This is a genomic window from Pseudoduganella ginsengisoli, from assembly GCF_009720865.1.
Classification (GTDB): Bacteria; Pseudomonadota; Gammaproteobacteria; order Burkholderiales; family Burkholderiaceae_D; genus Rugamonas; species Rugamonas ginsengisoli.
Map to the genome: position 1 here is coordinate 1 of NZ_WNLA01000030.1, position 21,888 is coordinate 21,888.

Below are 21,888 nucleotides of genomic sequence, written 5' to 3' on the forward strand. Positions count from 1 at the left end.
GCTTCAGAACGGCAACAATCTGTTCTGCAGGAAAATGTTTTCGCTTCATGGTCATCCTCCATCCGCTAAGGGATTATTGACCAAAAAACTCGCGCTCAAAAGCGTCTAATTTTTCCAGAGCAGATCACACCATGCCCCGGTCGCGGCCACCAAGTTCATCCGGATCAGCCAGCAACAACATGCGCTCTTGCAGCGCACTCAACGCCTGTTGGCGCCGCCCTTCCCGTACTTCGTGTGTGTCATCGGCATGGTGCTGGTCTCCTCCATGGTATGGCGACAGGCTGGCCAGCAAGTCGCGCACCAATGCATGCTGGCCGGGAATGGTTTTATCCGACTGCAGCTTGCCCATCAGGTAAGTCTGAATGCGTTCAGACCGGCTGGCCGTTTGGCTCAGCCTTGCTTTGAACAAGTGGCCATCTTTATAGCCCAGTTCGACGTTGCTGTCGGCCGCGTCATCAATCTGGTGGTATTCATACGTTTGCGATTGCGGCGTGACGTCCAGTTTGACGTCGCCCCCCTTCTTCACCGCCGTATGGAATTGCGCCGTTAAATGCGCCTGCTGGGTTTGCGTCACGGTGCGGTCATCTACACGGGGGCCGTCAATGCTGGTGGCTTGCGAGACGGCATAGCTGAAACTTTCTTTTTCCGCTGACCGCAGCGGGTTATTCCACTTCGGCGCTTGCGTGATGGAAGCACTGAAGTCGGCCAGGCCGGTCAGCGCAGCATGGTCTTCATCGGCCAGCGGCCATTGCGCCGGCAACGTTAGCCCCGTGCTGCGTTCTTCTTCGCGCACAGCCGTGCGGTTCATGTCGGAAAACGCATCCTTGAACATGGCCATCAACTTCTTGTCGCCGTGTCCCCGCTCGGCAGCCTGATCGAACTGCTTCAAATAATTGCCGATGGCTTTGGTTTGCTGTTCCTTCGTCCCCAGGCTGGCCAGTTTGCTGGTATCGACCGACACGTCAGCATTGCCGGCCGGGCCGCCAATGCTGACCTTGCGCTGCTTGCCGTCCGCATGGAAGTCCAGCGACTGGGTTCCCGCCGGCTGCTTGACGTCCGCATGGAAATCCACGGCCTGCAACGCCTTGCTGTCGAACTGTGCCAGCGCGCCTATGCGGATTTGCGGGTCGGCCGCCGCCATGCCGTCTATCGCTGCCTGAAAACCGTCGGCCAGCCGCGCTAAGGCCGTGCGCTCAGAATCGCTCAGCTCGGCATCGGCGCTGATCTGGTACAGCATGCCATCGTCCTGGCTGGCCAGGGTCAAGTCTACTTTGACGCCGCTGCGCGTAACGATATCGAGCGTGAACTTGTTATCGAGATTGTCCGGCAGCGCCGCCTGCGTGGCGGGGACCGGCGCCCCCGTGCTCAGTTGCCTCAGCATGGCCGCGCCCACCTCCTTGAAACGGGCGGCCGCTGGCAACACGGCTTGTTCCGTGTCGGCTTGCCGGGCAGCCGCCAGGCTTTCCGGACTGAGCTTGACGATGGAAGACGGCGCCGCAGTGGGCGTGTCATAGACGGCAGCGCGGCTGGCCGCTGCGCTGGGTAAGCGCACGGCCGGCTGCCAGTTGGAAAGCGAAGATATCGGGTTCATGAGTCCGTTAACGGCAAATGTTTCTGTTTCGTTAAGCACGTGAACAAATTTTCCTTGTAGAAACTTTGTTGTTTTCACGTCAATCCCAAGGCATAAAAACGTTATCAAGATTGACCTGCTTCGGGAAGGTTCATAACATCGCCTTTCCATGCCGCCGCCAGCCGCACTACCGTGCCAGCGGTTTTACGTTCACGATTCCACTTACCAGGGAAGACCATGTTCCAATCCACCAAGAGCACCATCGCAGCAGCGGTAACGGTATTGATTGCAACTGCCGCAACGTCCAGTGCTGTCCACGCAGCGCCAGCCGCCACCGACGACACCGCACGCGTGATCGTCGGCTTCAAGGCCGGCGGAAAACAAAACGGCAAGGCCGCCATCGCCGCAGCAAAAGGCAACGTCAAAGTGGATATGGACGACATCAACGCCACCGTGGCGGAAATGCCTGCCAGCGCCGTCAAGGATTTGCGCAATAACCCGAACATTGAATTCGTGGAAAACGACAGCAAGCGCTACCTGACGTCGCTGACCACGCCATCGACCGGCGCCCCATACAAAACCGGCCAGCAAGTGCCGTACGGTATCACCATGGTGCAAGCCGACCAGCTGCCGGACACGTATGCCAGCAACCGCACCGTCTGCATCATTGACTCCGGCATCAACCTGGCGCACGAAGACTTGTCCGGCAACCACGTGACGGGCCAGACCAACCCAGGCACCGGCGACTGGTTCACCGATGAAAACCACCATGGCACCCACGTGGCCGGCACCATTGCCGCCCTCAACAATGCCGGTAAAGGCGTGGTAGGCGTCAATGCGAATGGCCAGCTGAACCTGCACATCATCAAGGTGTTTGGCGCGGATGGCTGGGCTTACACGTCGACCTTGATTGCCGCCGCCAACAAGTGCGGCGCGGCAGGCGCGAACGTCATCAGCATGTCGCTGGGCGGCGGCGAGCGCAGCATCGCGGAAGAGCGCGTATTTGACGGCCTGGCCAAGCGCGGCGTGCTGTCGATCGCGGCAGCGGGCAATGACGGCGACAATACGCAATCGTATCCGGCCGGTTACACCAGCGTGATGTCGGTGGCTGCGCTGGATGAAAACAAGAAAATTGCCGACTTCTCGCAATTTACGGACAAGGTGGAAATCGCCGGCCCAGGCGTCGGCGTGCTGTCGACCGTACCGATGGGCAGCGGCCGCGAATCCGCGTTGAAAGTGGGTTCCACCACGTACGCGCCAGGCGGCATGGATGGGTCGCCAGCCGCATCGGTGACGGCGCCGCTGGCGGACTTTGGCATTGGCGACGCCACCAATGCCGCCATGGCCGGCAAAGTGTGCCTGATCAAGCGCGGCAGCATTGCGTTCTCCGTCAAAGTCGCCAATTGCCAGGCCAGCGGCGGCGTGGGCGCCGTGGTCTACAACAATGCACCGGAAGGCTTTGCCGGCACCCTGGGCGGCGCCGCATCGGCCATCCCGTCGGTTACCGCATCGGGCGTGGAAGGCGCCACGCTGGTAACCCAGCTGGGCCAGGCTGCCAATGTCAACGTGACCGCCACCAACTACGCGTACTTCAACGGCACGTCGATGGCAACGCCGCACGTCTCGGCCGTGGCGGCGCTGGTGTGGAGCTACTTCCCGAAATGCACCGCTGCGCAAATCCGCAGCACGCTGGACAAGTCCGCACTGGACCTGGGCGCGCCAGGCCGCGATCCATACTATGGCTATGGACTGGTGCAGGCCAAAGCAGCGTATGACCGCATCCGCACGGGCGGCTGCAACAACTGATCCTGCTAACCACAGGGCGGTGCTGCCGGCCGGCAGCCCGCCCTGCGTGTCCCTGTCACGATTACCGCACCGGCTTGCCACAATGCCCGCCATGCGGGCTGCCAGCGCCAGCTGCGGGCGGCTTGAACGGCTACGGGTGGCTGGCTTCCGCCGCCTGCGCCCTGGCCGCCTTGTGCGCAGCCTTGCATGCGTACATGGCCTGGTCCGCATAGCGCATTAATTGGTCAGCGGCGTCGCCATGTTCCGGATAGAGCGCTATGCCGATGCTGGCAGCGGCCTGCAGGCAGACGCCCGGCAGCGGCAAGGGCTTGCCGATCGCCTTGTGGATTTTTTCCGTCACGGCCCTGGCCTGCGCCATCGTCTCGACATGTTCCAGCAAGGCCACGAATTCATCGCCGCCGATACGGGCCACCGTGTCGCATTCGCGCACGCATGCGGTGATGCGGCGCGCGACGGCTTGCAGCAACTGGTCGCCAATCGCGTGGCCATATGCATCATTGACGCGCTTGAAGTCATCAAGGTCGATAAACAGCAGCGCGCCGCCCGAGCGGTCGCGGCGGCAGCGCGCAAAAGCGGATTGGATGCGGTCCTGGAACAGGCGCCGGTTCGGCAAGCCCGTCAATTCATCATAGCGCGCCGCGTAAGCCAGGTCCGCATTGAGCGCCAGCCGTTCCACCACGGCGGCAGCCTGGGCGGCGGCAAATTGCAACACGTCGCGGTCATGCCCGGACAGCAGGGCGGCGCGCTCCACATCGAAACGCAATTCGCCGAATTTCATGCCCGGCGTCGACATGGGTTCCGCATACCAGCGCGTCGTGTCAGGCACGGCGCCGCCGGTGGCTCCCGGCAGCGCAGCCGCATACGCCACGCGCGCGCCCGGATCGAGCACGGCGGCCAAGCCGCGCAGCGGCATCAAGTCCAGCAAGATCGCGTGGAACGCTGTGAACAGCGCGTCCAGCGATTCCGCGCCATGGGCCGCCGTCGACAGCGCCAGCATGCCGGCCTGGCGCTGCTCGGCCATCTTGCGTTCACTGACATCGCGCGCCACGCCGATGCGCAACTGGTCTTCTTCCGACCAGCGCGCCGTCCACATGATGTGCGCCACGCTGCCATCCTTGCGCAGGTAGCGGTTTTCAAAGCCCAATCCATGGCGCCCCTTCACCACGTGGCGCATTTCATCGATAGTGCGCTGCAAATCGGCGGGATGGATAAAATCCAGGATCTGGCGCCCCGTCATTTCACTGGGCAAATAGCCGAACACGGCGGTGCAGGCATCGTTCACATATGCAATGCGGCCGCCCTCTTCCACCAGGAAAACCACGTCCAGCAGCAAGTCAGCCAAGCGGTGCAAAGTGTTATTCATTGCCGGGATTAAACGTCGAAGTTGCTTGATTATAGCAAGCTGCTTTGGGGAAACGGCCGGGATAGCTTGTATAGTGTCGTCTCCAATTGACGAATTGAGACGAGCGGCACATGGATGATTTTATCGGGGTATACGACAACGCCCTCACACCGGAGCAGTGCGAGCACATCATCGGGCGTTTCAACGCCAGCAAGGACGTCATCCGCGGCAAAACGGGGCAAGGCGTCGACATCAGCAAGAAAGACAGCTATGACTTGACCATTTCCAGCCACCAGGAATGGAACGATGTCTCGAACCTGATCATGTCGGCGCTGCTGCAACACCTGGTCAGCTATGTAGACCAATACCGCATGCTGCTGATGGGAGCGCTGTCGCCGACGCTGCTGCACCTGAAAACCGGGCAGCCGGCCGTGTTATCACTGGACAACTTTGACGATTTCGATGCCGGCCGCATCAGCGACGTCCTTCGCGCCATGTACCGGGGCGGCGCCATCAATGTGCAAAAGTACCTGCAAGACAGCGGCGGCTACCACCATTGGCATTCCGAGGTGTATCCGCAAAACGCCAGTTGCGAGACGCTGCACCGGGTATTGCTGTTCCAGTTTTACCTGAACGACGTGCAGGAAGGCGGTTCGACTGAATTTTATTACCAGAAGCGCCACGTGGAAGCGCGCCAGGGCCGCCTGGTGATCGCCCCGGCCGGGTTCACGCATTCCCACAAGGGACACATCGCAAAAAGCGGCGACAAATACATCGTCACGTCGTGGATTCTGTTCCAGCGGGCGGAGACGCTGTACGGCAAATAAAGACACTTAGTGTTACATGCAGCCAATTGACCGCCGCCAGCGCAGCCCGGATACTTGCCGGATTTCTGACGCCATTCACCCACAAGGAGATTCCCAGTGAAGAAAAACGCCATGCTGGCTACCACCATGCTGTTGGCTACTGCCGCCGCCACCGCGGCGGACGTGCAGTTTGATGCACAGCGCCTGTCGCAAGACGTCAAAGTACTGGCTTCCGACGAATTCGAAGGCCGCGGCCCGAATACCGCCGGCGAAACCAAGACCGTCAATTACCTGATCGAGCAATTCAAGGCGGCCGGTTTGAAACCCGGAGGCGACATGATCAAAGGCAAGCGCGCGTGGACACAGGAAGTGCCGCTGGGCCGCTTTGAAATCAAAGGCCCTGTCGCCCTGGCCTTAAACGATGGCAAATCCAGCCAGACCTACGTGCAAGGCGACCAGATGGCCGTGCGCGCCGCCATGAATGGCCAAAAACGCGTGGATTTCGACAAGGTTCCCCTGGTCTTCGTCGGCTATGGCGTCAAGGCGCCGGAGCGCAACTGGGACGACTTCAAAGGCGTCAACTTGAAAGGCAAGCTGGCTGTCGTGCTGATCAACGACCCTGATTTCGAAACCGGCGAAGGCGATTTCGGCGGCAAGGCCATGACGTACTATGGCCGCTGGACCTATAAATTTGAAGAAATGGCGCGCCAGGGCGCGGTCGGCACCATCATCGTGCACGAAACGGCGCCGGCGTCGTATGGCTGGCCGACTGTGAAAAATTCCAACACCAACGTCATGTATGACATCGTGCGCAAGGAACCGGGCAAGGCCCACGCGCCGATGGAAGCGTGGATCCAGCGCGACGTCATCGCGGACTTGTTCAAGCGCGCCGGCCTGGACTTCGAAGCTGCGAAAAAACAGGCGCAAACGCGCGCCTTCAAGCCGGTGGAATTGAAAGGCATGACCTTGTCCGCGCACTATGCGGTGGATACGCAAGTGATCAAGTCGAAGAACGTGGCTGCCGTCAAGGAAGGCACGGACCAGAAAGACCAGACCGTCATGTACACGGGCCACTGGGACCACCTGGGCGTGGGTGAGCCGGACGCCAAGGGCGACAAGATTTATAACGGCGCCATCGACAACGCCACCGGCATTGCCGCGCTGCTGGAACTGGCCCGCGCCTACGGCAAGGCGCCGGCGCCGAAGCGCAGCGTGCTGTTCCTGGCTGTGACGGCGGAAGAAAAAGGTTTGCTGGGTTCCGAATACTATGCCGCCAACCCGCTGTATCCGCTGGCCACGACGGTAGCCATGATCAACACGGATGCGCTGTCGCCATTCGGTCCATCGCGCGATTTCAGCACGTCCGGCAGCGCCAAGCAGGATTTGCTGGACATGCTGGTGGCCAAGGCCAAGAACTGGAACTTGACCTACTCGCCGGATTCCAAGCCGGAAGCGGGCCACTTCTTCCGTTCCGACCACTTCCCGATGGCCAAGCGCGGCGTGCCGGCGCTGTCGTTTGAATCCGGTGAAAATCTTGAAGAGGGCGGGCTGGCTGCCGGCAAGGCATGGAAGGATGCCTACAACGAAAACAATTACCACCAGCCGTCCGATGAGTGGAGCGCCAGCTGGCCCTTCACCGGCATGGCGCGCGACTTGCAATTGCTGTACAGCGTAGGGCGCGACCTGGCGGAATCAAAAGACTGGCCTAACTGGAGCAAGGATTCTGAATTCCGTGCACCACGCGACGCCAGCGCCGCCAAGCGCCATTAATTAATGTTTGTACGCCCCCGGCCGCTGTGCCGGGGGTGCGTAGTTTATCGACAACACCGCAATAGTTCCCCGCACGCGTGTAACCAAGCACAGCTAAAATCAAATCACAGACTATCCCATGCGGGGAGGATTTGTGATGTCTCGCCGGCCACAGTATATTGCCCGGGTTGCCAATCTTGCAGCAGCGCTGCTGGCTTTCCCTATGCTGCGCGCCTCCCTGCAAGCTGCCTGCTTTTCCCGCCCTAGCATCCCAGCCTGTATCAATTTGGCGACGGCTACCGTTCCAGCCTGGCTTAGTGCGCCACGGCGCCGCCACTGCAGCTGGCATTTGCGTGGACCGGGCCGTCCGCAAGCCCCCCGGCAAACGCCATTTTCCATCATACAAAAACCGGTTCCCACATCGTGAAATCGAACTGGTCAAAAATCGCCCGCGATCGCTTCATTTCCTGAAAAACGGTTTCACATAATAAAAACATGATCGTAAGTACTTGATTTACAACGATCAACACAAGTTATATGTCTTATATAAGACATCTTTTACAAAACCAAAAAAGGCGCTACTATTTAGTCATGCAGTGAGCGTTTGAATTCAGTAACTTTAGTACCGGACCGCGTTGCATAACGCTTTCTTTATCCAGCTTTTTAAATAGGATCACTACCATGTCTACCTACACCGACGACATCAAATCCATCGCTACCCTGAAAGACAAAGAAGGCAGCTCGTGGAACGCCATCAATCCTGAATACGCTGCCCGCATGCGCGCGCAGAACAAATTCAAGACCGGCCTGGATATCGCCCGCTACACTGCAAAAATCATGCGCGCCGACATGGCCCGCTACGATGCCGATCCTTCGCAATACACGCAATCGCTGGGCTGCTGGCACGGTTTCATCGGCCAGCAAAAGCTGATCTCGATTAAAAAGCACTTCAACAGCACCGACCGCCGCTACCTGTACCTGTCCGGCTGGATGGTTGCCGCGCTGCGTTCGGAATTCGGCCCGCTGCCAGACCAGTCGATGCACGAAAAAACCGCCGTGTCGGCCCTGATCAAAGAGCTGTACACGTTCCTGCGCCAGGCGGACGCCCGCGAACTGGGCGGCCTGTTCCGCGAACTGGACGCTGCCGCTCCTGCCGACAAGCCAGCCATCCAGGCCAAGATCGACAACCACGTGACCCACGTGGTGCCGATCATCGCCGACATCGACGCAGGTTTCGGCAATGCGGAAGCGACTTACCTGCTGGCCAAGCAATTCATCGAAGCCGGCGCCTGCTGCATCCAGATTGAAAACCAGGTGTCCGATGAAAAACAATGCGGCCACCAGGACGGCAAAGTCACCGTGCCGCACGAAGATTTCCTGGCCAAGATCCGCGCGATCCGCTACGCATTCCTGGAACTGGGCGTGGAAGACGGCGTGATCGTTGCCCGTACCGACTCGCTGGGCGCCGGCCTGACCAAGCAAATCGCTTACACCTCGGAACCAGGCGACCTGGGCGACCAATACAACTCGTTCCTGGACGTGGAAGAAGTCACCACCGACACCATGAACAATGGCGACGTCGTCATCAAGCAAGGCGGCAAGCTGGTACGTCCTAAGCGCCTGCCAAGCAACCTGTTCCAGTTCCGTTCGGGCACCGGCGAAGCGCGTTGCGTGCTGGATTGCATCACGTCGCTGCAAAACGGCGCCGACCTGCTGTGGATCGAAACGGAAAAACCGCATATCGCCCAGATCGGCGGCATGGTGAAAGAAATCCGCAAGGTGATCCCGAACGCAAAACTGGTGTACAACAACAGCCCATCGTTCAACTGGACGCTGAACTTCCGCCAGCAGGTTTATGACGCAATGAAAGAAGCAGGCAAGGACGTGTCGGCTTACGAGCGCAGCAAGCTGATGAGCGTGGAATACGACAACACGGAACTGGCGCGCGAAGCCGACGAACGGATCCGCACGTTCCAGGCGGACGCTTCCCGCGAAGCCGGCATCTTCCACCACCTGATCACGCTGCCGACTTACCACACCGCCGCGCTGTCGACCGACAACCTGGCCAAGGAATACTTCGGCGACCAGGGCATGCTGGGCTACGTGGCTGGCGTACAGCGCAAGGAAATCCGCCAGGGCATCGCTTGCGTCAAGCACCAGAACATGTCTGGTTCGGACATCGGCGACGACCACAAGGAATACTTCAGCGGCGAAGCAGCACTGAAAGCTGCTGGTAAAGACAACACGATGAATCAGTTCCATTAATTCATCGGTTGTACCGGCTGGACTGGTCGCTGGCCGGTTCTCCAGTGAAACAAGGCGCCACCTTCGGGTGGCGTTTTGCATGCAGCTTATGAAAAAACATGCATGTTTCTGAGTATATGTGCAATTGACAATTTGATATGCCGCAGAGATACTCCTGCGCATGATCGAACTCCGCAATATCCGCAAGACTTACCGTCAAGGCGGCAGCGCTATCCACGCGCTCGATGGCATCGACTTGCATATCCGGCAGGGCGAATTCATCGCCATCATGGGACCCTCCGGTTCCGGTAAATCCACGCTGCTCAATGTGCTGGGCGGGCTGGACCGCCCCGACAGCGGCCGCTACCGGCTTGCCGACGATGAAATCAGCGCGCTAGACGATGACGCTGCTTCCGACGTGCGCAACCGCCGCATCGGCTTTGTGTTCCAGTCTTTTCACCTGTTGCCGCGCCTGACCGTGCTGGAAAACGTCTTGCTGCCGCAGCGCTATGCGCGCACGGCCGATACGCAGGCGCCGCAGCGCGCCCGCGCGCTGCTCGAACGCATCGGCCTGGGGCACCGTCTCGATCATTTGCCCGGCCAGCTGTCCGGCGGCCAGTTACAGCGCGCCGCCATTGCCCGCGCGTTGCTGAACCAGCCAGCCTTGCTGCTGGCCGATGAACCCACTGGCAACCTCGATTCCAGCAGCGCCGCCGACGTCATGGCCCTGCTGCGCGAATTGCATGCGGCCGGCCAGACCCTGGTGCTGGTCACGCACGATCCGGCCATCGCCGCCAGCGCACAGCGCACCATCCACTTGCGCGACGGCCGCATTGCCGGGGACCGCGCATGAAGCGCCGCTACCTTGCCGCGATTGGCGCGCTGCCCTTGCTGGGCGTGGTCATTGCCGCCGCCGTCAGCCATGCCAATACCGTCCCGGCCGCAACCTCCCCTGCAGGCAAAAGCGGGCCGACTGCGCACAGTGCAGCCGGCCCTCAAGCGCGGCCCGTCTTGCTGACCGGCGAAGTGGAAGCGCAAGATTCGCAAACCATCTTCGTGCCGCCGTCGAACAATTCACCGCTGGTGCTGCGCAATTTCGTTGCCGAGGGCAGCCAGGTCAAGGCAGGCGACGTCGTGCTGCGCATCGAGACGGGCGGCGCCGCCAATGTCGACCGCCTGAAAATTGAACTGGATGCGGCCCGTGCACGCGCCGAGCGCGAAACCGCCAACCTGGAAGTGGCGGCCGTCGAGGCGGAAAAAGCGCTGGCCACGGCACAAGCTGCGCTGGACAAGGCGAAGGTCGATGCGGCGCTGCCCAAGCAGCAAATCACGGCGCTCAATTACGACCGCTACCAGGCAGAACTGGACCGTGCCACGCGCGACTTCGCCATCAAGCAAGGCAGCCTGCAAAACGCCCGCGAAGCCGTCAAACGCCGCAAGGAAGATGGCGAACTGGAAGTCAAAAAACTGCAAATCAATGTCGCGTTCCAGATCGCCCAGTTGGCGCAGGCGGAAGTGCGCGCCGAACGCGACGGCGTCGTCGTGCATGGCTACAGCCCATGGCGCGGCGAACGCCTCGATGAAGGGTCCACCGCCTGGCCCGGCAATGCCGCCGGTGTGGTCATGGGCAATGGCCAGATGAACGTGACGGCATGGGTACTGGAAGCGGATCGCCCGTATTTGCGCGACAGCCAGCCCGTCACCGTGCGCTTCGATGCGCTGCCTGGCGTGGCGCTGGCCGCAAAGATCACCGCCATTACCAGCGCACCGGAAGCGCGTCCGCGCTGGGGCAGCGGACGCTATTTCAAGGCCACCATTACTTTGCCGGACAACCATGGCTTGCCGCTGGTGGCCGGCATGAGCGCACTGGCCGAACCGGTGGCGATGGACAAGCCGGCAGCCGCCAGAACGCCCGCAACCCAAGCGTCCGCTGCTGCCGCTGCACTGACTGTCGAAGGCGAAATCGCGTCACGCCGCGCCATGCCGGTTTCGCCGCCCACGATTCCCTACGTGTGGCAATACAAGCTGGCGCAACTGGCGCCGGAAGGCATGATGGTGGAAGCGGGCCAGCCGATTGCCGTGTTTGAATCGACGGAAGTCACGAACCAGCTGATGAGCCAGCAAAGCACGCTCAATGAACGCTTGCGCGCGCTGGAAAAATTGCAGCTGGACCAGGCCGAAGCGGAGCGCGCCGGTGCACTGGCCCTGGCGGAAGCGCAAGCCAATGCGGAAAAAGCTGAGCGCAAGGCCAGCCAGCCCAAGGAATTGATCCGCCGCGTCGATTACGACAAGCTCGTTATCGAGCGCGCCGAGAAAGCCGGACTGGCCAAGCTGGCGCAGGCGCAGCTCGATGCGCAGCGGCGCGCCCGCCAGGCCGAACGCGCCGGCCTGCAAACGGAAGCCGCACAATTGAAAGCCCAGCTGGCCGAGCTGCAACGGGGCCAGGCGGCACTGACCGTCACAGCGCCTCGGCGCGGGCTGGTGCTGTACCGGACCAATTTCAATGGCGAGAAATTCACCGCCGGCAGCCAGATCTGGATGGGCTTGTCGGTTGCCACCTTGGCCGATCCCGACCAGTTGTGCGTCAATGCCAAGGTGCCGGAAGCGCAGGCGGCTGCAGTCGCGGTGGGCCAGGCTGCGCGGGTCAAGGTGTCGGGTGCGCGCCAGGCGCTGCTGGCGAAAGTCAGCGCACTGGGCCGCGTATTCCACAGCAAGTCCGGCGCGCAATCGACCATCGTGCGCGACCTCGAACTGCAATTCGATACGCCGCCCAAAGACTTGAAACCTGGCGCCGCCGTCCAGGTCGAACTGTTGCCGCCTGCCGCCGCGCGCGCAGCGAAGACATCAACCCAGTCGTAAGCACGCCATGCACGTCCTAAGCAAAACTACCGGCCGTCCCGCCATTGCCGCCTTGTTCACGGCCAGTCTGGCGGCCGCCCTGCTGTCCGGCTGCGGTGCGCCGGATGCCTCTTCGACCAGCCCCAGCGAGACGCTGGCGGCGCGTGCCTGGAATGAAACGCTGGAAGCCGACGGTGAAATCAAAGCGGCCGCCAATACGCCGCTGACGGTGCCGGGCGGCGGCTGGTCCGCCCGGGTGCTGGTGGACATGGTGCCCGATGGCAGCAGCGTAAAGAAAGGCCAGGTGGTGGCCCGCTTCGATGCGCCGCAGGCGCGCGTGGATTTGAGCCAGGCTGAAATGGAATTGCTGCGCAAGACGCTGGCCGAAGAAGCCAGCCGCCAGAGTGCCGCCGTGGACCGCAGCGTGCTAGCCGGCGAGCGCGCCAAAGTTGAAGATGATCTCGGCCTGAGCCAGCGTTATGCCAAAGTCGACCTCAGCGTGTTTGCCCGCAATACCATCCTCGATGCGCTGGCCGACGTCGGCTTCCTGACCACCAAGCGCAATTACCTGGACTGGAAAAGCGGCCAGGCGCAGGCGCGCAATGCGGCGCAAGACGCCGTGCTGCACTCGCAGCGCGACAGCGTCGTGAAGACAGCCGACCAGAAACGCCGCAGCCTGGCCGCGCTGGAACTGGTGGCGCCGCACGATGGCGTGTTCTTGCTGGCGTCGCGCTGGGATGGCGCCAAGGCGCAAGTCGGCGCCAACCAGATGGGCGGCGAAGAATTCGGCGCCTTGCCGGACCTGGACCAGCTGGTCGCGCATTTCAGCGTGCCGGAAGGCCAGGCGTTCGGGCTGAAAACCGGCTTGCCGGTGCGCGTGCGGCTGGCCGGCACGGGCACGGAACTGGACTTGAAAGTCACGCGCGTCGGCAGCAGCGCCACCACCACGTCGCCTGAATCGCCCGTCAAATACAGTGATTTCGATGCGGCCATCGATACCGAGCAGGCGCACCGGCTGGGATTGAAACCGGGCCAGGCGCTGCATGGCACGGTCACGCTGGTGGCGCGCCCCGGCGTGCTGACGGTGCCCAATATCGCCATCGTGCAGGATGGCGCCAGCTATGCCGTCTATACCGGCGACGCCAGCCAGCCCGTCAAGCATCAGGTGGAACTGGGCCAGCGCGGCCCCGTGCGCAGTGAAGTCAAGGGCGGACTGGCGCCCGGCGCACGCATCTTGCTGGTGCCGCCAACGGATAAAAAAACGTCATGAACAAAGCATTATTACTGGAAGCCGTCGCCGAACTGCGGCGGCGCAAATTGCGCACCGGCCTGACGTTGCTGGGCATGATCTTCGGCGTGGGCGCAATTGTCGCCATGCTGGCGGTGGGCGAAGGCAGCAAGCGCGAAGCGCTGCGGCTGGTGGCGGAACTGGGACTGGACAACGTGCTGGTCGAGAGCAAAGCCATTGAAGCGGAACAGTTGAAGGAAGTGCGGACCCGCTCACTGGGCTTGTCGGCTGCCGATGGCGCGGCCGTGCTGGCCGTGGTGCCGGGCGCGCAATCGGTCGCGCTGAAAAAAGAAATCAAGGTCGAGCAGCTGGTGTATGGCGAACAGGTGGCCAGCGGGCGCGCCTTTGCCGTGTCGCCCGGCTATGCGCAACACAGTGGCTTGACGCTGGCGGCGGGCCGCTGGCTGGCGCCAAACGACAGCGCCACGCTGGCGCCCGTATGCGTGCTGGGCGCGCGGCTGGCGCGCTCGCTGTTTGGCGAGACGTCCGCTATCGGCCAGCGCATCAAGCTCAATCACGTGTGGCTGGAAGTGGTGGGCGTGCTGGCCGACCGTGCGCAAAGCAAGGCGGAATTCGAGGGCGTCAAACTGGGGCTCGACGACGAGCGCCTGTTCGTCGCCTGGGAAACGGGACGCGCACGCTTCGCGTTCAAGCGCATTGAAGATGAAGTCGACAGCCTCAGCGTACGGCTCGATGGCAACACCGCGCCGGACAGCGCGGCGCGCGTGCTGCAAGCGCTGATCAGCCAGCGCCACGGCGGCGCCGACGATACCAATCTGATTGTGCCGATGGGACTGTACCGCCAAAACCAGCAGACGCAGCGCATTTTCACCATCGTCATGAGTTCGATCGCGGCCGTGTCGCTGCTGGTAGGCGGCATCGGCATCATGAATATCATGCTGGCCAACGTACTGGAACGGCGCCGTGAAATCGGCTTGAAGCGGGCGCTGGGCGCGCGCCGCCGCGACGTGGTGGAACAATTCCTGGCCGAAGCGCTGGTGATTTCCGTCAGCGGCGCCGTACTGGGCATCGTGCTGGGCGCCGTGGCGGCCTACAGCATTGCCGCACTGGCCGGATGGTCGGTCGCGTGGTCGCCACTGAGTTTGCTGGCCGCCGTGCTGCTGTGCGTGGCGGCGGGCCTGGGCTTTGGCGTCTACCCTGCCCGCCAGGCTGCCGCGCTGGATCCGATCGCGTCGCTGCGCAGCGATTAAAAGGACCGCGCCACACTGAGCACCACGTCATGCGTGGTGCGCTCATCATTGCCGTAATAATAGCCGCCAGTCTTGCGCTTGCGCGCCGCATCGAATGACAGTTCCGCACGCCAGTCATGCCAGCCGCCCTGCACGCCGATGCGCGCGTCATAGCGGCCGATCATTGAACCCGGCGCGGCACGGATGGAACCCAGGTAACCCACGTGCCAAAAGGCGCGCAGCCGCATGGCGGGCAATTCAGGCAGTTCCGTGCCGCCACTGATTTCGCCATACCACGTGCGGGTATGCATGCCAAGGTAGTCGGGTGCATAGGAAATGCGCGCGCTGACATTGTCCAGCACCACGCCGCCATACAGCTCATTGAAATGCCAGCCAGGCCGCTGCGGGAAGGCATAGCGCGATACGCCCGCTTCCCAGCTGATGCCGGACGCCGTTTGCTGCGCATAGCCGGCATAACCAAGCCACTGCGCGCTGCGGTGCGTGGCGCCGCCCAGCCGGGCATCGGCCACCTGGCCGCCCGCATACCAGCCTTCGGCGCCGTCATAGTTGATGGCCACGCGCGGCGCGGGCTGGTCTGAACTCAGGCTGACGCCCCGGTATAAATAATTCGATACGATGCCGGCGCTGCCGCTCAGCTGGGCGTGCGCGGCAGGACTGTCCAGCAAGATGATGGCGGCGCACAGGCACGCAGAGCCCTTACGCAATGGAGCTCCCGCAAAGGCGGGCCATTATGGCGAGCGCGCATAGTTGGCCGCGCTGGCGTTGGCTGGTGTGCATCCGCATGGGCATTTTCCTGTAACGCGCGTCAAAGTCGCGCACATGTCGATGCTGGTGGAACTGGCCGTGGCGCCGGTCACCAGCGTGCCGCGCAATTCTGCCAGCGCCATGCGCGGCTTCAATTCCGTCAGCACGGCCATCATGCCAGAGACATGCGCGGCTGCATAGGATGACCCGGACACCAGGCCCCAGCGCGCACCGGTCAATGTGGTGGGAATGTCGCGGCCCGGCGCCACCAGCACCGATGCCGGCTGCGCTGCCTCGGCCGCCACGGCAAAGACGCCCGGATGCGAAGCGGGAAAGCCGCCGTCCGGCCGCGCCGCATCGTATGCGCCCACCAGGCGCACGCCGCGCGCCTGGGCCAGGCCGATCAATTGCTGCAGCAGGCGGTCGTCCGGTCCGGACAAGCTCATGTTGATGACTTGCGCACCATGCAGCAGCGCATAATTGAGCGCCTTGGCCAGTGTAAAGCTGTTGCAGCGCGTCGCGCCACTGGCTTCTTGCCAGCACGCGCGCAGCGCCATCAGCCGCGCGCCCGGCGCCACGCCTTCAATGCCGACGCCATTGCCCGCGTGGGCGGCGATCACGCCCGCCACTGCCGTGCCATGCGTTTCACTGGCATAGCGCTGGCCATCGACAAAGTTTTCCTGCACGGCCACTTGCCCGTCCAGGTCGGGATGGTCCGCTTCAATGCCGCTGTCCACCACGGCCACCAGCACCTTGCGGCCGGTGGCGACTTTGCGCACTTCCGCCAGTTGCCACAGTTGCGCGGCCGGCTGCACGGGATATAACGGGTCGCTGGCGGCTTGCGCCGAATAGCTTTGTACGGGCTGCGCCCATTTCACGCGGCTGTCGCGCGCCAGCGCTTCTAAGATTGGCGCGCTGGCCGCGCCGGGCGGCAATTGCATGCGGTAGCAATCGACATTCAAGGCCGGCATGGCCCAGTCTTCCACCAGCGCCAGCCCATGTTCACGTGCCAGCGCCTCAGCTGTGCGGCGGCGCGCGGCGCGGGCCGCGTCATCGCGGTAATTGGCGCCATGGTAGCCGTCCGGACGGAAATGCGGCGGCGGCAGGTGCAGCATGATGAGGATTTCACGGGGCGCCTGCGCGTCAGCCGCGGGCGCGTCCGTTGCTGCGGATTGTGCAGCAGCAGCGCCTGCCGCCATGGCGATGGCGGCCAGCAGCGGGACGCGCAACTGCACGCGCCGTATCCAGCACAGGGCTGCGCGCAGCGGCCCTGCCGCCTGGCGCCCCGCCGCGACCATAGGGATAGCTGACAGCTTCACCGCGCCACTCCCGTACCCAGCGGCTCGGCCAGCCGCACGGCAGGATCCGCGCGCAGCGCCGCCAGCAATTGCGGCTGGTGCGCCGCATCCACGCCGATCAGATAAGCGCCAGCCACCGTCGGCCCATCGACGATGCGGGCGCCCGACGCCTGCAGCACGCGCTGCACTTGATCGAAGCGCGCATCCGGCTGGAACATCACGACGACGTCCGGCGCGGCCGCCTTGCCGCTGCCCAGCGCGCGGTACGACGGTTCATTGCTGCCAATGGCTTGCCACAGCGTCACTCCCAACCCGGCAATGATGGCAAATTGCGCGGCCAGCGCCCAGTTGCGCCAGCCGCCGGCGTCAAAGTAAGCAGCAATGCGGTGCAGGACGCCATGCCGTGGCGGCTGTGCCGCGCCATTTAACTGCGGCATCAGCCGCGCCAATGCAGCTTCTGCATCCAGTCCGGCCGGCAATGGCGGTTCAGCCGACATCAGGCGGCGTTCCCGCGCCACGTCGGCACGGCAGGCAGCGCAACTGTCCAGGTGCTGCGCCACCCTGGCTTGTTCGGTGGCCGGCAGCGTGCCGGCCACATGCCACGGCAACAATTCCTGCACGGCCAAATGTTCGTGCAATTGGGGGGATGGCTGCGGTTTCACTCTATTTCTTCCCTATGCGAAGACAGCATGGTTTTCAAACGCTGGCGAGCGTGAAACATGCGCGTTTTGACCGTGTTGACGGGGCAGCCCATGGTGTCGGCGATTTCCTGATACGCCATGCCATGAAAATACGTCAGGCTGACCACCATGCGCTGTTCCAGCGGCAAGGCGTCCAGTGCTGCGCTGACGCCCTGCTGCAATTGTTTACCCGATGCGGCGCGTTCCGGTTCCAGTTCTTCGCCGCCCGGCAATTCCGATGTGAATTCTTCCGGTTCATCGACGCCCCGCAGCGCCTTCAGCGCCTGCCGGTAGGCGATGCCGAATATCCACGTCGACACTTTGCTGCTGCCATCAAATGTTTGCGCTTTTTGCCACACGACCAGCAGCGTGTCATTGATGACTTCCTCAATCAGCGGGGCATTGCGCGTCATGCGCCCCAGGAAGCGCGCCAGGCGGGGAAAATAGGCGCGGTACAATTCTTGAAAAGCATGGCGGTCGCCACGGCTGATGGACGCAATCAGCCGCGCGTCGCCGTCGCCGGCGCCAATTCCTGCCCATCCCCAGTTTTTCAGCATGCAGCTATTCTCCAGCTTATCTTCCTTTGAGCGGTCTATACCCGTTCGGCGCAGAAAGGTTCAATAGCGCAGCACAATTTTACGCCCGCCCGAGCCCACGCCCGCGCCATGTTCTGGACAATTTGCCATCAGGCACGACACAATGGACTGTCTCCACTCTCTGACGCCACCATGTTCCGCACCGTGCTGCTTGCCTGCTTGCTAACGACAGCGCCCGCCATGGCGGCAACTTGTCCCGACCCGCTACGCGCCGGCATCAGCGAACTGGGCTATTCCGGCTACCTGGAGCAGGAACTGCCCCGTGGCGCCGCAGCCGACGTGCTGCGCGAAGCGGCGCGCCGCAGCGGCTGCACGGTCGAATTGACGCTTTATCCCCGTTCCCGCCTGTTTGTGGAATTCGATCAGGGCCACGTGGACGTGGCGGCCAGCGCTGCCCGCTCCGATGAACGGGACCGCAGCGGGGTTTTCATTCCGTATGCGATGTCGCGTTTCGATCTGGTGCTGGCATCCCGCCCGGCGCGCCGCTTCCACAGCCTGGCCGATTTTGTCACCCATGGCACGGGCACGTTGAATATTGTGCGGGGTGCGTTTTATACGCCAGACGTGCTGCGCCAGCTGGAGCGCTTGCGCAGCCTGGCGCGGCTGGAAGAAGTCACGGATTTTGAAATGGCGTTCCGCAAAATGGCAGCCGGGCGCGCTGCCGGCACGCTGGCGCCGGAAATGGTGTCGGCGCGGCTGCTCGATCAATTCAGCCTGGCCGCGACCAGCCATGTCATCGCCATTCCGGAATCCCCGCCGATGGAGGTGGGCGCTTACCTGTCGCGCAATTCGCTGTCCGTGGCAGAACAGGATGCGCTGGCCAACGCCCTGCGCGCGATGGCGCAAGATGGCGCCATCCTGGCGATTTACCGCAAATACCTGGGCGACGCCGCGGCGCGCGCCCTGCTGAGCGGAGGGCGGCGGCGCTGACCGGCGCTATGGCAGCGGCCCGGCCTTGCACATCCGGTAAGGATAAGGCTGCGTGCCCACTGCCGCGTGATAATTGGCGCAGCTGGCCGGGTCGTAAGCCAGCCCGACATAGCGCAAGCGGCGCGCCGCTTCCACTTCCATCGCGCGGTCTTCCGATGCCGTATCCTTGCGGTATTGCGGCTGCAGCGCCAGCGTACAGCCGCCAGCCGCCCCGCGTTCCACCTGCGCCTTCATGCGCACATGCGCCGTCAGCCATTCCAGCTTGCGGCATCCCGCCTCGCTGTCCGTGAGCCCCAGCGTACGGGCAATGGCGGTCTTGCGCTGCATGCCGGTGGCGCGCTGGTCGGTCGCCAGCGGGAACATAATGTAGTGCGGGCCGCCCCGCTGCGCAATGATGTCTTGCCTGTGCTGCACGTACGCGGGCGATTCCGGAAAACCGGAGCCCAGCCCCACCACCGCTGCTTCACGCGGCATGAATTGCGCCAGCCAGCCCATAGGGGAATCTTGCGACGCCTGGAAAATCACGGCGTGCTGCGGTTGTTCGATGGCCGGCGTGTCCGCCGAAAACGCCTGTTCCGCCCAGCCCGCATGGCCCCACGTGGTAAACGGCAGCACAGCAACGGACGCCGCCAGCAACAGCCAGCCTGCCAGGCGGCGTGCATAGTCCGCGCAAGCCAGCGTATGCACCAGCAGCCAGAACAGCAAAGGCGCGAGCAATTCCAGCGGCGCCAGATAGCGGTAAATACTGAACAGGCGCACCCACACGACGTACGCGACTGCGGCGAACACCAGCAGGAACACGCCGCGCGGCGCCAGTCCAGGGTGACCGCCGCCACGCACGCGGCGCAGCACAGCCCCGAGCGCCCATGCAATGACGGCGGAATACAGCAGCGGCCAAATGATTTGCTGGATCGGCACTTCCGCGATCCGGCTCATGTTGCCGCTGAAGACAAAGGGCCACAACAGCGCTTCCTTCGCGTTGCGCGGCAAATGGCCTTCATCGAGCACGCCCAGTTCCGACGCCATCGGGCTGTGGAACAGGTTATTAAATTGCGGGAACAGCGGATTACCGAAGCGGCTCCACATGTGGAACATCCAGTAGCCGGCTGTCGCCGCCATCCCTGCCAGGACACCGACGCCATACACGAACGCGGTACGCACGCGCACCCACGGCGTTGCCGCCACCGTCAGCAAGGCCACGCACGCGCCCATCGCATACGACACATTGGTGAGTTTCAAACCCAGCCCCAGTCCCATGACCGCGCCCGCGCTCAACAGCAAGCCCGACGCATCCCGCTGCGCCAGCCGCTCCCAGTGGCGCAACAGGCTGTAGACGGATGCCAGCACCAGCAACGCGGTCAGGTTGTCGCCCATCGAATTGCCCAGCTCCGACAGGAAGGCCGCGCTCATGATCCCGGCCACTGCCAGCAGCATGGCCAATCGCCCTTCCCCCACCAGCACGCGCGCAATGGCCGCTACCAGCACAAAGGCCAGGCCATGCAGCGCGCCAAACACAAAGCCGGCCACCGGCGCCGGGAACCAGTGCGTCACCAGGTAATACGGCACATCGAGCATCGGGTTGAAATAGGTCTGGAAGCCGGCCGGCGACAAGTCCACACCCAAACGCCCGTTCAGCAGCGCATACACGTTATACAAATGGTAGTTGCGCATATCCCAGCCATCGTCCTGCCCCATGGCCAGCGACAGCAGGCCGCACAGCAGCGGCACGATGACGGCAGCGCGGGCCGGCGCGCGCGGATGGCCCAGCGGCGCCGCGCGGCGCAGCAGCCACGCTTCCAGGCGAGCCAGCCGCGTCATCGCTGCGCCCCGAAGGCAGGCACGGACAAATACGCAAAGCGCTTTTGTTCGATACGGGATTTGGTCACGGCGTCGAGGATGATGCCGCACACCAGCAAGATTATCCCCAGCAGCATCAGCGATGCGCACAGCACGGCCGTCGGCAGGCGCGGCACGAGGCCCGTGTCCAGGTAGGTTGCCAGCACCGGAACCGCCAGCACGATGGACGCCAGGAAGCACAGCAGGAATCCGATGCCGTAAAACATCAATGGCCGCTCGGATTTAAACAGCCGCAAAATCGTCATCAATATGCGGGCGCCATCGCGGTACGTATTCAATTTACTGAACGACCCTTCCGGCCGCGCTTTATAAACCGTTTCCACTTCCGCCACCGGCAAGCGCAATTCCAGCGCATGCACGGTCAATTCAGTTTCCGTTTCAAATCCCGTCGAATGGGCGGCAAACGATTTGACGTAGCGGCGCGAAAACACGCGATAGCCGGACAAGATATCGTTGAACGTGCGGCCAAACACGGCAGCCAGGCAGCCTGTCAGCAGGCGGTTGCCGAAACGGTGGCCAAAGCGGTAGGCGGCCTGCTCGTCCGCCACGCGGCTGCCCACCACCATGTCCAGCCCCTCGTTCAGCATTTTCTCCACCAGTTGCGGCGCAACGGAGGCGTCATACGTATCGTCGCCATCGACCATGATGTACGCGTCAGCCTCGACGTCGGCAAACATGCGGCGCACGACGCTGCCTTTGCCCTGCGCCGTCACGTGGCGGACGGTGGCGCCCGCCTCGCGTGCAATGCGCACCGTATCGTCAGTGGAATTGTTATCGAAGACATACACCTGCGCGGATGGCAGGTAGCGGTTGAAATCGCGGATGATGGCGGCAATCGTGGCCGCTTCGTTATAGCAGGGAACGAGCACCGCGATGCGTACATTGGGGAACTGTGGCATGGACAATCTGGCCAAAAAAATAACCCGCCA

Annotated in this window: 17 protein-coding genes; 9 read left to right on the plus strand and 8 right to left on the minus strand. The window is 62.8% G+C overall.

The features are described from left to right. Positions 1 to 124: 124 nt before the first annotated feature. The gene (locus GM668_RS27250) at positions 125 to 1,552 is read right to left on the minus strand and encodes a hypothetical protein (RefSeq protein ID WP_155442126.1); all 1,428 of its coding nucleotides are present in this window, start codon (positions 1,550 to 1,552) and stop codon (positions 125 to 127) included. A gap of 255 nt (positions 1,553 to 1,807) precedes the next feature. On the opposite strand from GM668_RS27250, the gene GM668_RS27255 reads away from it, so the two are divergent. Then, complete coding sequence (locus GM668_RS27255) at positions 1,808 to 3,376, plus strand: S8 family serine peptidase (RefSeq protein ID WP_155442127.1); 1,569 nt, start codon at positions 1,808 to 1,810, stop codon at positions 3,374 to 3,376. 130 nt (positions 3,377 to 3,506) lie between these two features. Here GM668_RS27255 and GM668_RS27260 read toward each other — a convergent pair whose 3' ends face one another. Then, positions 3,507 to 4,739, minus strand: a complete 1,233-nt coding sequence (locus tag GM668_RS27260) for a diguanylate cyclase domain-containing protein (protein ID WP_155442128.1) — start codon at positions 4,737 to 4,739, stop codon at positions 3,507 to 3,509. Positions 4,740 to 4,849: 110 nt separating this feature from the next. On the opposite strand from GM668_RS27260, the gene GM668_RS27265 reads away from it, so the two are divergent. The 7 genes from GM668_RS27265 to GM668_RS27295 all read left to right on the plus strand — a co-directional run bounded on the left by GM668_RS27265 (position 4,850) and on the right by GM668_RS27295 (position 14,854). Then, positions 4,850 to 5,545: a 2OG-Fe(II) oxygenase family protein gene (locus GM668_RS27265; RefSeq protein ID WP_155442129.1), complete on the plus strand. Its 696-nt coding sequence runs from the start codon at positions 4,850 to 4,852 to the stop codon at positions 5,543 to 5,545. Positions 5,546 to 5,641: 96 nt separating this feature from the next. Further along, complete coding sequence (locus GM668_RS27270) at positions 5,642 to 7,294, plus strand: M28 family metallopeptidase (RefSeq protein ID WP_371868788.1); 1,653 nt, start codon at positions 5,642 to 5,644, stop codon at positions 7,292 to 7,294. A gap of 660 nt (positions 7,295 to 7,954) precedes the next feature. Further along, the gene (locus tag GM668_RS27275) at positions 7,955 to 9,538 is read left to right on the plus strand and encodes an isocitrate lyase (RefSeq protein ID WP_155442130.1); all 1,584 of its coding nucleotides are present in this window, start codon (positions 7,955 to 7,957) and stop codon (positions 9,536 to 9,538) included. 160 nt (positions 9,539 to 9,698) lie between these two features. Beyond that, entirely contained in the window at positions 9,699 to 10,370 is a 672-nt protein-coding gene (locus GM668_RS27280) for an ABC transporter ATP-binding protein (protein ID WP_155442131.1), read from the plus strand. Next, the gene (locus GM668_RS27285) at positions 10,367 to 12,376 is read left to right on the plus strand and encodes an HlyD family efflux transporter periplasmic adaptor subunit (protein ID WP_155442132.1); all 2,010 of its coding nucleotides are present in this window, start codon (positions 10,367 to 10,369) and stop codon (positions 12,374 to 12,376) included. The genes GM668_RS27280 and GM668_RS27285 overlap by 4 nt, the downstream gene beginning before the upstream one ends. Before the next feature lie 7 nt (positions 12,377 to 12,383). Then, the gene (locus tag GM668_RS27290) at positions 12,384 to 13,625 is read left to right on the plus strand and encodes an efflux RND transporter periplasmic adaptor subunit (RefSeq protein ID WP_229499979.1); all 1,242 of its coding nucleotides are present in this window, start codon (positions 12,384 to 12,386) and stop codon (positions 13,623 to 13,625) included. Further along, a complete protein-coding gene (locus GM668_RS27295; RefSeq protein WP_155442133.1) occupies positions 13,622 to 14,854 on the plus strand; it encodes an ABC transporter permease in 1,233 nt (410 codons plus the stop codon). Before GM668_RS27290 ends, GM668_RS27295 begins: the two co-directional genes overlap by 4 nt. Here the strand turns inward: GM668_RS27295 and GM668_RS27300 are convergent. From GM668_RS27300 to GM668_RS27315, 4 genes are read right to left on the minus strand one after another with little or no spacing between them, the layout of a single operon-like run. Further along, entirely contained in the window at positions 14,851 to 15,558 is a 708-nt protein-coding gene (locus GM668_RS27300; RefSeq protein WP_155442134.1) for a TorF family putative porin, read from the minus strand. The two genes, GM668_RS27295 and GM668_RS27300, sit on opposite strands and share 4 nt — an antisense overlap. Before the next feature lie 24 nt (positions 15,559 to 15,582). After that, positions 15,583 to 16,917 (minus strand): S8 family peptidase, encoded by a 1,335-nt coding sequence (locus GM668_RS27305; protein ID WP_371868789.1) that lies wholly within the window; start codon positions 16,915 to 16,917, stop codon positions 15,583 to 15,585. Next, positions 16,914 to 17,558, minus strand: a complete 645-nt coding sequence (locus GM668_RS27310; RefSeq protein ID WP_170305868.1) for a zf-HC2 domain-containing protein — start codon at positions 17,556 to 17,558, stop codon at positions 16,914 to 16,916. Before GM668_RS27310 ends, GM668_RS27305 begins: the two co-directional genes overlap by 4 nt. Then, complete coding sequence (locus tag GM668_RS27315) at positions 17,555 to 18,133, minus strand: RNA polymerase sigma factor (protein WP_155442135.1); 579 nt, start codon at positions 18,131 to 18,133, stop codon at positions 17,555 to 17,557. Before GM668_RS27315 ends, GM668_RS27310 begins: the two co-directional genes overlap by 4 nt. Before the next feature lie 219 nt (positions 18,134 to 18,352). Here GM668_RS27315 and GM668_RS27320 point away from each other — a divergent pair, with 219 nt between their 5' ends. Further along, positions 18,353 to 19,102: a substrate-binding periplasmic protein gene (locus GM668_RS27320; RefSeq protein ID WP_170305869.1), complete on the plus strand. Its 750-nt coding sequence runs from the start codon at positions 18,353 to 18,355 to the stop codon at positions 19,100 to 19,102. A 6-nt stretch (positions 19,103 to 19,108) separates the two neighbouring features. Here the strand turns inward: GM668_RS27320 and GM668_RS27325 are convergent, their stop codons facing one another. Together GM668_RS27325 and GM668_RS27330 are read right to left on the minus strand one after the other, a co-directional pair. Beyond that, positions 19,109 to 20,920 (minus strand): glycosyltransferase 87 family protein, encoded by a 1,812-nt coding sequence (locus tag GM668_RS27325; RefSeq protein WP_155442137.1) that lies wholly within the window; start codon positions 20,918 to 20,920, stop codon positions 19,109 to 19,111. Next, positions 20,917 to 21,858 carry a glycosyltransferase family 2 protein gene (locus tag GM668_RS27330; protein WP_155442138.1) on the minus strand — a complete coding sequence of 314 codons (942 nt, stop codon included), beginning with the start codon at positions 21,856 to 21,858 and terminating at the stop codon, positions 20,917 to 20,919. The genes GM668_RS27325 and GM668_RS27330 overlap by 4 nt, the downstream gene beginning before the upstream one ends. Between the last annotated feature and the right edge of the window lie 30 nt (positions 21,859 to 21,888).